General features: G+C 64.2%; 15 protein-coding genes and 1 tRNA gene. 11 read left to right on the forward strand and 5 right to left on the reverse strand.

Features of this window, described 5'->3' with window-relative positions:
• The first annotated feature begins 67 nt into the window (after window positions 1–67).
• Both ACR9ZC_RS18005 and ACR9ZC_RS18010 read left to right on the forward strand, forming a co-directional pair.
• Complete coding sequence (locus ACR9ZC_RS18005) at window positions 68–1,066, forward strand: PRC-barrel domain containing protein (protein ID WP_481581327.1); 999 nt, start codon at window positions 68–70, stop codon at window positions 1,064–1,066.
• Window positions 1,067–1,077: 11 nt separating this feature from the next.
• Window positions 1,078–2,334 (forward strand): MFS transporter, encoded by a 1,257-nt coding sequence (locus ACR9ZC_RS18010; RefSeq protein WP_481581328.1) that lies wholly within the window; start codon window positions 1,078–1,080, stop codon window positions 2,332–2,334.
• 32 nt (window positions 2,335–2,366) lie between these two features.
• Here the strand turns inward: ACR9ZC_RS18010 and ACR9ZC_RS18015 are convergent, their stop codons facing one another.
• Both ACR9ZC_RS18015 and ACR9ZC_RS18020 read right to left on the reverse strand, forming a co-directional pair.
• Entirely contained in the window at window positions 2,367–2,609 is a 243-nt protein-coding gene (locus tag ACR9ZC_RS18015) for a DUF6566 family protein (RefSeq protein WP_331567770.1), read from the reverse strand.
• Between the two features lie 56 nt (window positions 2,610–2,665).
• Complete coding sequence (locus tag ACR9ZC_RS18020; RefSeq protein WP_481581329.1) at window positions 2,666–2,863, reverse strand: hypothetical protein; 198 nt, start codon at window positions 2,861–2,863, stop codon at window positions 2,666–2,668.
• Window positions 2,864–3,090: 227 nt separating this feature from the next.
• On the opposite strand from ACR9ZC_RS18020, the gene ACR9ZC_RS18025 reads away from it, so the two are divergent.
• Window positions 3,091–3,522: a hypothetical protein gene (locus ACR9ZC_RS18025; RefSeq protein ID WP_331567774.1), complete on the forward strand. Its 432-nt coding sequence runs from the start codon at window positions 3,091–3,093 to the stop codon at window positions 3,520–3,522.
• Between the two features lie 46 nt (window positions 3,523–3,568).
• Here the strand turns inward: ACR9ZC_RS18025 and ACR9ZC_RS18030 are convergent, their stop codons facing one another.
• From ACR9ZC_RS18030 to ACR9ZC_RS18040, 3 genes are all read right to left on the reverse strand, one after another.
• A complete protein-coding gene (locus ACR9ZC_RS18030; protein ID WP_481581330.1) occupies window positions 3,569–4,714 on the reverse strand; it encodes an enoyl-CoA hydratase/isomerase family protein in 1,146 nt (381 codons plus the stop codon).
• Window positions 4,715–4,793: 79 nt separating this feature from the next.
• Window positions 4,794–5,141 (reverse strand): DMT family transporter, encoded by a 348-nt coding sequence (locus ACR9ZC_RS18035; protein WP_440560676.1) that lies wholly within the window; start codon window positions 5,139–5,141, stop codon window positions 4,794–4,796.
• A gap of 5 nt (window positions 5,142–5,146) precedes the next feature.
• Window positions 5,147–5,644 (reverse strand): heme-degrading domain-containing protein, encoded by a 498-nt coding sequence (locus tag ACR9ZC_RS18040; RefSeq protein ID WP_481581331.1) that lies wholly within the window; start codon window positions 5,642–5,644, stop codon window positions 5,147–5,149.
• Between the two features lie 210 nt (window positions 5,645–5,854).
• On the opposite strand from ACR9ZC_RS18040, the gene ACR9ZC_RS18045 reads away from it, so the two are divergent.
• From ACR9ZC_RS18045 to ACR9ZC_RS18080, 8 genes are all read left to right on the forward strand, one after another.
• A tRNA-Met gene (locus ACR9ZC_RS18045) sits at window positions 5,855–5,931 on the forward strand.
• 339 nt (window positions 5,932–6,270) lie between these two features.
• Window positions 6,271–7,668: an L-lactate MFS transporter gene (locus tag ACR9ZC_RS18050; RefSeq protein WP_481581332.1), complete on the forward strand. Its 1,398-nt coding sequence runs from the start codon at window positions 6,271–6,273 to the stop codon at window positions 7,666–7,668.
• A gap of 11 nt (window positions 7,669–7,679) precedes the next feature.
• Window positions 7,680–7,811 carry an MFS transporter small subunit gene (locus ACR9ZC_RS18055; RefSeq protein WP_331567782.1) on the forward strand — a complete coding sequence of 44 codons (132 nt, stop codon included), beginning with the start codon at window positions 7,680–7,682 and terminating at the stop codon, window positions 7,809–7,811.
• 206 nt (window positions 7,812–8,017) lie between these two features.
• Complete coding sequence (locus ACR9ZC_RS18060; protein WP_440560678.1) at window positions 8,018–8,563, forward strand: NUDIX hydrolase; 546 nt, start codon at window positions 8,018–8,020, stop codon at window positions 8,561–8,563.
• A 16-nt stretch (window positions 8,564–8,579) separates the two neighbouring features.
• Window positions 8,580–9,344 carry a leucyl/phenylalanyl-tRNA--protein transferase gene (gene aat, locus ACR9ZC_RS18065; protein WP_331567786.1) on the forward strand — a complete coding sequence of 255 codons (765 nt, stop codon included), beginning with the start codon at window positions 8,580–8,582 and terminating at the stop codon, window positions 9,342–9,344.
• A 52-nt stretch (window positions 9,345–9,396) separates the two neighbouring features.
• Entirely contained in the window at window positions 9,397–10,215 is an 819-nt protein-coding gene (locus ACR9ZC_RS18070) for an arginyltransferase (RefSeq protein WP_481581333.1), read from the forward strand.
• Between the two features lie 97 nt (window positions 10,216–10,312).
• Window positions 10,313–11,356: a quinone-dependent dihydroorotate dehydrogenase gene (locus ACR9ZC_RS18075; RefSeq protein ID WP_481581334.1), complete on the forward strand. Its 1,044-nt coding sequence runs from the start codon at window positions 10,313–10,315 to the stop codon at window positions 11,354–11,356.
• 88 nt (window positions 11,357–11,444) lie between these two features.
• Window positions 11,445–12,242 (forward strand): transporter substrate-binding domain-containing protein, encoded by a 798-nt coding sequence (locus ACR9ZC_RS18080; protein WP_481581335.1) that lies wholly within the window; start codon window positions 11,445–11,447, stop codon window positions 12,240–12,242.
• Window positions 12,243–12,293: the final 51 nt, after the last annotated feature.

Raw genomic sequence — 12,293 nt, forward strand, 5'->3', positions numbered from 1 at the left:
TGTAGCCCGCGCGTCGCGGCACGGCCGGCTTTCGCGCGCCCAACCCGATTCGAAGGAGCGTTGATCGATGAGCGGCGGATTCTACCGTCATGGCGTGAGCCGGTGCATCCTGGTCTGGGTGCTGCTGACGATGCTCGCTGGATGCAGCGCGCTGTTCGGCCCCAAACCGCCGCCCGTTACTGAACAGCCGGCGCCCGAGCCGCAACCCGAACCGGAGCCTCCGGCGCCGCCGGAACCGGAAGCCTCGGCGCCCGCGCCGGCGTCCGCCCCCGCAGTTCCCGAGGTCAAACGGGCACCGCCAAAACCGGTCCATCGGCACCCCCCGCCGCATCGCGCCGCGCCGCCCGAAACGCCGCCAGCGCCGGCGCCCGTCGTGCCGGCGCCGATCATCAGCACGCGGCTGCTGTCGTCCAACGATACCCGCGGCCTGCTGGATGCCCGCGTACAGCGGCCCGACGGCAAGGCGCTGGGACGTGCCATCGACATGTTCGTGGACAAGGACGGCAGGCCGCAGGAAATGCTCGTCAATCTGTCGGGCTTCCTCGGCATCGGCGACCGCAAGGTCCGCTTCCCCTGGAATGCGTTCACTTTCAATATGAACGCGAAAAAAGCCGCTATCACGCTGGCGGTCAAGGAAGGTCAGCCGCCTGCCGCGCAGGCGTTGCAGAAAAAGGGGGCTCGTCCCGCCGGCATCGCATCCAAACCCGAACTCACGCGCATGATCGATGCGACGGTCGAGCGCGGCGATGGCGCGCGAGTGGGGCGCGTCGTCGATGTACTCATCGATAATCATGCCGCGCCCCAAGCCGCGGTGGTCGACGTCAGCCGACTCATGCAGGATCGGCGCAGCATCGCGGTCGACTGGTCGGCGCTGCGCTTCGTCCACAAAGACGATGCCCTCCGGGTCGAGTCGGATCTGACCGATGCGCAAGTCGACGCTGCGCCGAATTACGAGCCCGATCGCCCGGTGCGCGCCGTGTCGCCCGCACCCAAGCCCCCCGTCGCCGCTCAGCCGGCCCCAGCGGGGGCCAAGCCTGCGGCCTCCGGCAACAACGCTTCACGGTGACGAACGCGCAGATGGCAAACCTACGCAGTCTCCGCGCGCTCGATTGGCTCAACTTCTTCCTCGCCAACGTCCAGACGGGTTTTGGCCCGTTCATCGCGTCGTACCTGACGTCGCATAAGTGGACACAGGGCGAGATCGGCATTGCGCTCAGCGTCGGCACGGCAACCGCCATGCTGAGCCAGGTGCCCGCCGGCGCGTTGATCGACGCGCTGCGCAACAAGAAAGGCGCCGCCGCGCTCGCGATCGTCGCCATCGCGGCATGTGCGCTCTTGCTCGCCGCCAGTCCGACGACCGTCCCGGTGCTCGCCGCCGAGGTGTTTCACGGTTTCGCGAGCTGCATGCTGACGCCTGCCATCGCGGCCATTTCGTTCGCGCTGGTCGGCCGCCATGCCCTCGGCGACCGGCTCGGGCGCAACGCACGCTTCGCATCGATCGGTAGTGCCGTCGCCGCCGCGCTCATGGGTGCGTTCGGCGAGTATTCGTCGGCGCGGGCTGTCTTCTGGTTGACCGCGGCACTGAACGTTCCCGCGCTCATCGCCCTTTCGATGATCGAGCATACGGGGCGCGCCGCGGCGAAGGCCGCGGGCGCGGCCACGGTTGCTCCGCCCGCCCCGCCGGTCGCCACGCATCGCCGCGCGGGCATGAGCGAGTTGCTGCGCGATCGGCGGGTACTCGTATTCGCCGCGTGCATCGCGCTTTTCCATTTGTCGAACGCGGCCATGCTCAATCTGGCCGCCGGCGAAGTCACCACGCATATGAGCGATAACGTGCAGCTCGTGATCGCGGCGTGCATCATCGTGCCGCAAATGGTGGTCGCGGCGCTCTCGCCATGGGTGGGACGATCGGCCGAACGTTGGGGCCGGCGTCCGCTCCTCTTGTTCGGCTTTGCCGCGCTGCCCGTGCGCGCGCTGCTCTTCGCGGGCGTGTCGAGCCCTTATCTGCTCGTCCCTGTGCAATTGTTCGACGGCATCAGCGCGGCAGTCTTCGGCGTGATGTTGCCGCTCATCGCGGCGGACGTGGCCGGAGACAAAGGACATTACAACCTCTGTATCGGCCTGTTCGGACTCACGGCAGGTATCGGCGCAACGCTATCGACGCTGCTCGCGGGGTTTATCGCCGATCATTTCGGCAATACGGTCAGCTTTTTCGGTCTCGCCGCGGCGGGCGTGCTGGCCGTGCTGCTCGTTTGGATGGCGCTGCCCGAGACACGCGATGCGGTCGATGCACCGGCCGAAGACGGGCAAGGCCCCACACCGGCTGCGCATTGAAACCGGCAGCCCCGCGCCCGCGGGGCGAACGATCAACCGTCAAGCCGGTCATCGACGATCGCTCGCGCCGCGTCGAGCGCGGCGCGAGCCGCCTGCCGTTCGGTCGGCCACAGCTTGTCGACATGAACGAGCTGCCAGTCCTGCACCACCATGCCGTCCTTCAACACGCGAAAGTGCGATTTCACGCCCGTCATCACCTGTTCCACGGCGACTTCCAGTGCAAAGCCGCGGTAAGGCTCCTCGTAATCGCCCATGTCGATGCCAGTCGGTTTCATCGCACTCCCCCAACGATCATTGCAGGTAGGCCTACAACCGGGACCGCAGCGCTCGACTAATCGCAATCGCCCGACAAATACTTCCGGCCCTCACAGGTGATCTCGATCGCGCCATCGGTATTCTCGTCGACAAGCCCGGCGCCAAGCAGCTCGGCGGCGACCGACATCGAGACGAGCGGCGGCGCCTGGCCGATTCCCACGTCGTTCAGGCGCCTCAGCGCCTCTATCGCCTCGGGGCTCAAGGGTTTGGACATGGCCGGCTCCTTGTCTGTGATAGCGCTTGCGCGCCGATGTCGACTCCGATCGACTCCGGTGCCATGCAACGCTCGCGTGAGCATCGTCAATCCATCCTAGCACTTCCTCCGCGCGAAGCAGATGCGCAAATACGCGTGCGCCGGGAGACGGCCTCGCCTCTATAATGACGCTCGTTCCGTTAGACGAACGGGCGCATCGCGTCATGCCCGCGCCGCCCGCGCACTACATGCAAAAAATCATCCTGCCTCTGGTGTCGGGCTTTCTCGCCGCGCTCTTTTTCCATGAAGCGACGCTCGCGCTCCTCCATACCGCGGGGCTCATCGACATGACGGGCTTTTCCACGACCCCGTTCGCGCCGCTCGACATCCCCGAGTTCGTCGCCAACGCGCTCTGGGGCGCCGTGTGGGCCGTACTGATGGCCTGGCTGCTGCGCGTTTCGCCCGAGCGCGTAGCGCCGTGGGTTCAGGCGTTGGTATTCGGAGGTATCGTTCTCACGGCGGCACGAATCTTCGTCGTCGATCCCATACGCGGCATTTGGCCGAGCGGCAACATGCTGCCGCGCCTTGCCATCGGTTTCGCTGCCAACGCCATGTGGGGCTGGGGCGCTCTCGTCTTCATGCGCGCTTTCATGGCTGAAAGCGCCGAAGAATCGGCCTGAAGTCTCTCCCGAAGCAGCGCCGGATAATGCGCGATGCGGCGCCGACTCAGCCGTGAAGCGCGCGCAGCGGGTGCTCGTCCGGGCGCCACGGGCTCATGAACATGCGCTCGACATCTTGCGCCGTCACGTCCCCGATGCGCCCGATTCGCCAGACAGGGTGATTGTCCTTGTCGATGATCCGCGCACGCACCCCTTCGAGGACATCGCCAAACGCGAACATCGTATGAGTGAGATCGAGGTCACGGCGCAGGCATTCTGCCATCGTGCTGTCGCCGCGCGCCACGACCTCCAGCGAGACGGCCATCGATAGCGGCGAACGTTCATGCATCATGCCGAGCGTATCCTCCGCCCAATCGCATGCGCCCTCTTCCCTTTCGGCTGCGAGCGACGCGGCGATGGCCGCGGCATCGGGCTGCCCGAAATGCCTGTCGATCCATGCGCGCGTGGCGGCAAGCGACGTGTCGGCGTGTTCATCGCCGTTGGCGCAGATAGCCTCGTGCGCAATGCGCTTCACGCAGGCGATCACGTCGGTGCCTGTGGCAAACGATTCATGACCCAGCGCTTCGAGAAGCGTCGGAATGGCGCTGGCATTCATGCAGATATCGGCCAGCCCGGCGTAGAGTGCATCGGCCGCGCCGATCGTTACACCGGTGACGGCAAGATACCGGCCGATCGCGCCGGGCGTACGGGCGAGGAACCATCCGGCGCCGACATCGGGGAAAAATCCGATACGCGTCTCGGGCATCGCCATTCGCGTCGTGCTCGTCACGACGCGCAGGCCGCCGGTCCGATGCGCCCCTTGCGAAATGCCCATTCCGCCGCCCATGACGATGCCGCTCATCAACGCGATATAAGGCTTGGGGTAAATAAAAATCGCGTGATCGAGCGAATACTCCTCGATGAAGAAACGCTCGCGTGCGGCGATGTCGTTGCGCTGCGACATCTCGTAGAAGGAACGGACGTCGCCGCCCGCGCAAAAAGCGCGCTCGTGCGGCGAATAAACGACGACGGCAAGCACGCCGGGATCCGTGCGCCATTCGTCGAGCCGGGCGTGCATCGTGCGGATCATGCCCAGCGAAAGCGCATTGAGCGCCTTGGGGCGGTTCAGTTCGATAAAACCGATTCGATTGGCGATGAAGGTGCGCACCTCGGCCGAGGTGGCAGCTAAAGCCGAATCATCAGTCGTAGTCATGGCTGGACGTCGAAACCGAAGAAGCGACACATGAAACGGTAGCACGCGCGGGCATCGACAGCGAGCGAGGCCGTCCGAATCAATGCGCCTGCATCCCGGAAAAGAGGTTGAGGACGACGACACCGGCCACGATCAGCGACAGGCCGATGACCGCGCCGACATCGGGAACCTGCCGGTAAAGCACGATGGCGACGAGCGTGATGAGCACGATGCCAACGCCCGACCATATTGCGTAGACGATGCCCACCGGCATCGATTTGAGCGTCAGCGAAAGGCAGTAGAACGCCACGCCATAGCCGCCGACCACGACGAGCGAAGGCGCGAGACGCGTGAAGCCCGCCGAAGCACGCAGCGCCGAAGTACCAATGACCTCCGCGACGATCGCGATGGCGAGCCAGAGATAGCCGAGACCGCTCGATCCGCGCATCGGTTTCAGCCCTTGACCAGCGCAAGCTGCGCGTAGTCGTGGCCGAGCTCCGCGCTGAGCGCCTCGACGACCAGTTCGTGATCGGCGCGTTGAGCGAGTCCCGACACCGTCACCGACCCGATGACTCCGACACCGGTCACCGTGATCGGAAACGAGCCGCCGTGGGCGGCGTACTCGGCGCCGGGCAATCCATGCTTGTCGGCAAGCGTCGTCCCGGCCTGCTGCATGCGCAGTCCGATCGCATACGAACTGCGGCGGAAGTGGGCGACGACGTTGCGCTTACGGCGCACCCAAGCTGCGTGATCGGGCGTGGCCCCCTCCAGCGAGCAGAAAAAAAGCGACTGGCCGAAGGTCGAAACATCGATGGCGAGCGCGAGCGAACGCGCTGTCGCAATTTCGTGCAGATAAGCGCCGAGCTGCCAGGCGCGAGCGGCGTCGAAACGAGGGAACACCAGCGTGTGCTCCTGGGCTGCGATGGTACGCAGATCGTGGTCGATATCCATGAGAGAACAAAATGCCGTTGGGTAATGCGCGTGAACCGGGACAACCCGATCGTGCTGCGGCGCGGCACCCGATTCTAGCGCAGGTGTATGCGGCCGCGCCCAAGTGGCGGCGAGCAATCGGGCATCCGCGCAAACCCGCGATCGATAGATAAAAGCGAATCCATCCTTGCGTCGACTTTGGGATTTATCTATAATCTTCTTTTCGACGGACGCGGGGTGGAGCAGTCTGGCAGCTCGTCGGGCTCATAACCCGAAGGTCGTAGGTTCAAATCCTACCCCCGCAACCAATACAAGCACGTCCGCAAGCACTTCCAAGCGATGTGCCGCCGTCCAGGAACATTGAAGCTCGATCGTCAGATCGGGCTTTTTTTATGTGCGCGCCGCGGAGGTTGGCGCGATAACGAAAGCCCGGCGAACCGGGAAAAACCCGCATCGACGACCGAAACGGCGGCGACCGTCCAGCCATGCGCCGAGTCCAAGACAACGTTTTCTTTATGTAGTCTCGGCTCCTATTGCGCATAATCCGGCGCGCCCCTATCGTTGTCGAAGCAACATCAACGGCTGCGCAAAAAAACAGAAAGACTGCGCGAAAGGCCGACACTCTGAGACAGGTACGGAGACCACCGATGACAAGCATGTCCGAACCCGCACACGCCGGGCCCCCCACATTTTTTTCGAAGCAGGCCACGGTCGCCCGCCCCGGTTTCACTCGCTGGATGGTGCCGCCCGCGGCACTCGCCGTGCATCTGTGCATCGGCCAGGCCTATGCGTTCTCCGTCTTCAACGGCCCGCTGACGAAAGTCATCGGCATTACCCAATCGGCGCCGGATGACTGGTCGCTGACCACGCTCGGCTGGATTTTTTCGCTCGCCATCGTGTTCCTCGGGCTCTCCGCGGCCTTCGCGGGCAAGTGGCTCGAGCACGTCGGCCCGCGACGCACGATGTTCACGGCGGCCTGCTGTTTCGGCGGCGGCTTCCTCGTTTCGGCGCTCGGGGTCTGGCTGCATCAGATCGTGCTGCTCTATCTCGGCTATGGCGTGATCGGCGGTATCGGGCTGGGGCTTGGCTACGTCTCGCCCGTGTCGACGCTGATCCGCTGGTTCCCGGACCGCCGCGGCATGGCAACCGGTATGGCCATCATGGGTTTCGGCGGCGGCGCGATGATCGCGGCGCCGTTGTCGGTCGCGCTGATGAACCACTTCAAGAGCGCCACTAGCGTCGGCGTGGCCGAAACGTTCATCGTTCTCGGCATCGCCTATTTCATCTCGATGTCGATCGGCGCCCTCGCCATCCGTGTGCCGCCCGCGGACTGGAAGCCGGCGGGATGGACGCCGCCCGACACGTCGCACAAATTGATCACGCGCAACCACGTCCATATCGACGAAGCCTTGAAAACGCCGCAGTTCTATCTGATCTGGCTAGTGCTCTTCCTGAACGTCACCGCGGGCATCGGCATTCTCGGACAGGCCTCGGTCATGATCCAGGAGAGCTTCAAGAACACCGTCACGCCGGCCGCCGCCGCGGGCTTCGTCGGACTTCTCTCCCTGTTCAACATGGGCGGGCGCTTCGTCTGGGCATCGGCATCGGACTGGGTCGGCCGCAAAAACACCTACTTCATCTTCTTCGTGCTGGGCGCCGTGCTCTACTACCTCGTTCCGAGCTTCGCGACGACGGGCAACATTGCACTTTTCGTGCTGGCTTACTGCGTGATTCTTTCGATGTACGGCGGTGGCTTTTCGACCGTGCCGGCCTATCTCGCGGATATGTTCGGAACGGCCTTCGTCGGCGGCATCCATGGGCGCCTGTTGACCGCCTGGGCCGCCGCGGGCGTGGCGGGTCCGGTGCTCGTCAACTACATCCGCGCATACGAGGTAGCGCACGGCGTGGCCAAGGCCGACGCTTACACGATGACTGTCCACATCATGGCAGCGCTGCTCGTCGTCGGCTTCATCTGCAACCTGCTCGTTTCGCGCGTGAACGAGAAACATCATATGAGCGAGCTTCAGCTCGCCAACGAACAGTGAGGAGAGGCGCAATGAACGAGACATCCACCGCGGTCACGCCGTCGAGCCGCATCGGCCTGATCGTCTTCTGGGCGTACGTGCTGATCCCGCTCGCCTGGGGCGTCATCAACACGCTGCGCCAGGCACTCAAGCTGTTCGTCTGAGGCGCACCGGCGAGCCGACCGGAAGCCGGGCCATGCGCCCGGCTTCGTTTTTTCGGTGCACGATCCGAAACGTCGGGCGACCCGCGGCGAGCCGGCAGCCAGTGATAAACTCGCATCACTTTCACGCGCGCGTTTTTTGCCGGCTTGCGCGAGCGCCGAGTACGCAGCAGCGCTGCACCGCGCCCGCGCCGTCCCTCACGATATCTATGAAATTCTGCTCAGCCTGCGGCCACTCGGTCAGCTTACGGATTCCAGCCGGAGACAATCGCGAGCGCTTCGTATGCGAGCGCTGCGGCGCCGTGCATTACCAGAATCCCCGCAATGTCGTCGGGACGGTGCCCGTGTGGGAGGACAAAGTCCTGCTCTGCCGCCGCGCGATCGAACCGCGCTATGGCTATTGGACGCTGCCGGCCGGTTTCATGGAAATGGGCGAGACCACCTCGGAGGCCGCCGCGCGCGAAACGCTCGAGGAAGCGGGCGCGCGCGTCGAAGTCCAGCACTTGTTCTCGCTGCTCAATGTGCCGCACGTCCACCAGGTGCACATTTTCTATCTGGCGCGGCTGCTCGATATCGATATCGAAGCCGGCGAGGAAAGCCTCGAAGTGCGTCTTTTCGACGAAAGCGAAATCCCCTGGGACGACATCGCGTTTCCCACCGTCTGCCAGACGTTGCGTTTTTTCTTTGCCGATCGTTCGGCCGGCAACTATGGGCTGCACACGGGCGACATCTTCCGCTCGCTGCGCGAAGGCTGATCGAACCCGCGCGCCGATGGTCCCCTGGCTCGGTCCTGACGATCCGTTCCCGCCTGTCGAGCAGGCGCTCGGCGCAACGAGCGGTGCGCCGGGCCTGTTGGCCGCGAGCTCGGACCTGCTGCCCTGGAGACTCGTCGATGCCTACCGGCGCGGCATTTTCCCCTGGTACTCGGACGGTCAGCCGGTACTCTGGTGGTGTCCGCATCCGCGCATGATCCTCGTGCCGGCGGAATTCAAGGTATCCCCTTCGCTGAGAAAGACGCTCAAGCGCGTGCTGCGCGATCCGCGCTGGGAGGTCCGCGTCGATTGCGATTTCCCCGGGGTGATGCGCGCCTGCGCGCAAGCGCCGCGCCAAGGGCAGCGCGGCACCTGGATCACGGCCGAAATCATCGACGCCTATTCGATGCTGCATCGCGCCGGCGAAGCGCACAGCGTGGAAACCTGGTACGAAGGCGCCCGCGTGGGCGGTCTGTACGGCGTCTCGCTCGGACGCATGTTCTTCGGCGAATCGATGTTCGCCGATGTGACCGATGCGTCGAAAATCGCGCTCGCCGCACTCGTGGGCCACCTGCTCCGCCACGAAGTAGAAATGATAGACTGCCAACAGAATACGTCGCATCTGGCATCGCTCGGCGGCCGGGAAATTGCGCGCAAGAGCTTTCTCGGACATGTGCGCGAAGCGGTGGCGCAAGCGCCCATTCCGTGGCGCTTCGATAAATCCGCCTTGCTCGAGGTCCTGCCTGACAGGATGCAGGCGATGCCGGAAAAACGCGCGCGCTGACCACGCACCGTGAGCAGCCTGCCAACGAGGGACGATGCTTCGAGAGCCGCCAATGACTCACCCGAATGAGCTGCCGCTTTCACCTCTTTCCGCGCTGCAATTTTATGCAACCGCGCCCTATCCTTGCAGTTATCTGGAAGGACGCATCGCGCGCTCGCAAGTCGCCACGCCAAGCCACCTGATCAATTCCGACGTTTATACCGAGCTCGTCAAGGCGGGCTTTCGCCGCTCCGGGGTATTCACGTACCGCCCGTACTGCGAAGGTTGCCGCGCTTGCGTGCCGGTTCGCGTGCCCGTCGCGGCCTTCACGCCGAACCGGACGCAGCGCCGTGTGTGGAAGCGCCACGCCAGCCTCGTCGCATCGGTCTCGCCGCTGCACTACGACGAGGAACACTACGGGCTCTATATGCGCTATCAGGCGGCCCGCCATGCGGGCGGCGGCATGGACCGCGACAGCCGCGATCAATACGAACAGTTCCTGTTGCACAGCCGCATCAACTCGCGGCTCGTCGAATTCCGCGAGCCGGTGCCAGCCGATCTCGGGATGGCGCAACCGGGAACACTGCGCATGGTCAGCATGATCGACATCCTCGGCGACGGGCTGTCCTCCGTGTATACCTTTTTCGAACCCGACGCCGCGAAGGCGAGCTACGGCACCTACAACATTCTCTGGCAGATCGAGCAGGCTCGAAGCCTCGGGCTGCCTTACGTCTATCTGGGCTACTGGATTCAGGAAAGCGCCAAGATGGCCTACAAGTCGAATTTTCGGCCACTCGAAGGCTTGAGCGGCGGGCGCTGGAGCCCGCTGGATATGTCCTCGCGCGAGGCGCCGCCCTCCGACGACGATGCCGCGCGTGGCGCCGAAGGGTAACGCCCTTGCGCGCGCCGGGCACCGGGCCGCGCGTTTCGGGGCCGGCACCGCGAAGCCGGTAAAATAGCGGGTTTCCATTTCCGGCTCCAACCTTTCCGTGCTCAGCTCCCTTTATCCGTTTGCACGAGCCCAACTCTTTCGCATGGATGCGGAAGACGCTCATCATCTGACGCTGCGCGCACTGAGTGCCGCGGGCCGGGCCGGCGTCGCGCGGCTGCTCGCCACGCACGTACCCGACTTGCCGCGCACGGTGATGGGCATCGCGTTTCGCAATCCGGTCGGGCTCGCAGCGGGGCTGGACAAGGATGGCGCCTGCATCGACGGACTCGCCGCACTCGGCTTCGGGTTTATCGAAGTCGGCACCGTGACGCCGCGCGCACAACCCGGCAACCCTCGCCCGCGCATGTTCCGGCTACCGCAGGCCGGCGCACTCATCAATCGGATGGGTTTCGACAACGGCGGCGTGGATCAGTTCGTGCGCAATGTGCAGGCGGCGCGATACCGTGGCCCGCTCGGCCTGAACATCGGCAAGAACGCCGATACGCCCATCGAGCGCGCCGCCGACGATTATCTCTATTGCCTCGAAAGGGTCTACCCGTTCGCCAGCTACGTCACGATCAATATCTCGTCGCCGAATACGAAAAACCTGCGCCAATTGCAAGGAGCGGACGAACTCGACGCGCTCGTCGGCGCGCTCAAGGACAAGCAACAACGGCTGGCGGACCTGCACGGCAAGTTCGTTCCGCTCGCGCTGAAAATCGCCCCCGATCTCGATGACGAGCAGATCAAGGCGATCGCCGCCACCCTGCTGCGCCATGGCGTCGAAGGCGTCATAGCCACCAATACGACGCTCTCGCGCGCGGCCGTCGCAGGTCTGCCGCATGCCGACGAGACAGGCGGCCTGTCGGGCAAACCGGTGTTCGAAGCTTCCAACGCCGTGATCGCCAAGCTGCGCGCCGAGCTCGGCGAAACGGTCGCCATCATCGGCGTCGGCGGCATCGCGTCGGGTGCCGACGCGGTGGCCAAGCTTGCTGCGGGAGCGTCGCTCGTACAGATCTACACCGGCTTCGTCTACCGGGGCCCCGCGCTGGTGGGCGAGTGCGTCGACGCGATCGCCCACATGAGTGCGCCTGTCATATAGACATAAACAAACGATATTTCTAGACCGATTGGTATTTCGCTATCATGACGCACCTAATCACTGCCCCCGAGGCGAGGAGATCGACACGATGAAATTGGCGACGCTCAAGAAGATTCTGACGGCCGGCCTGCTTGGCGCGGCGTTCGTTACGGTCACCGCGCACGCAGCGGATTTACTCGACGAGGTCAAACAGCGCGGGACGTTGCGCATCGGCCTCGAAGGGACGTTCCCGCCGTTCAATTCGAAGAATGCCAGCGGCGAACTCGTCGGTTTCGATGTCGATATCGCCAAGGCCGTGGCGGCCAAGCTCGGCGTGAAACCCGAATTCACGACGACCGAGTGGAGCGGCATCATTGCCGGCCTGCAGGCAGGCAAGTTCGACGTGATCGTCAACCAGGTCGGCGCGACCGATGCGCGCAAACAAGTGTTGGATTTTTCGCCGGCCTATACCTACTCGGGACCGCAGTTGATCGAGCGCAAGGACGACCCGCGCGAGTTCAAATCGCTCGATGACCTGAAGGGCAAAAAGCTCGGCCTCGGACTGGGCACGAACTACGAGCAGATGGCCAAGGCCGTTCCCGGCATCGACGTCAAGACCTACCCGGGCGCGCCCGAATATCTGCGCGACCTTGCAGCAGGACGCCTCGACGCCGCACTCAACGACAAGCTGATGGTCGCTTATCTGCTGAAGGGCTCGCAACTGCCGTTGCGTGCGGGTGCACAGCTGAACAGCGATACGCCGTCCGCCATTCCGTTTCGCAAGGGCAATCCGAAATTTGCCAAGGCCATCGACGATGCTATGACCCAGCTCGAAGCCGACGGCACTTTCAAGAAGATTTCGGAAAAGTGGTTCGGCATCGACGTTACGAAGCCCAAGGGCAAGTAAGCGCCCCTCGCTATTTCCCAGCTTCTGATGAAGGGCGGCGTCACGGCGATG

It is taken from the genome of Trinickia sp. HAY1-2D (assembly GCF_056754935.1).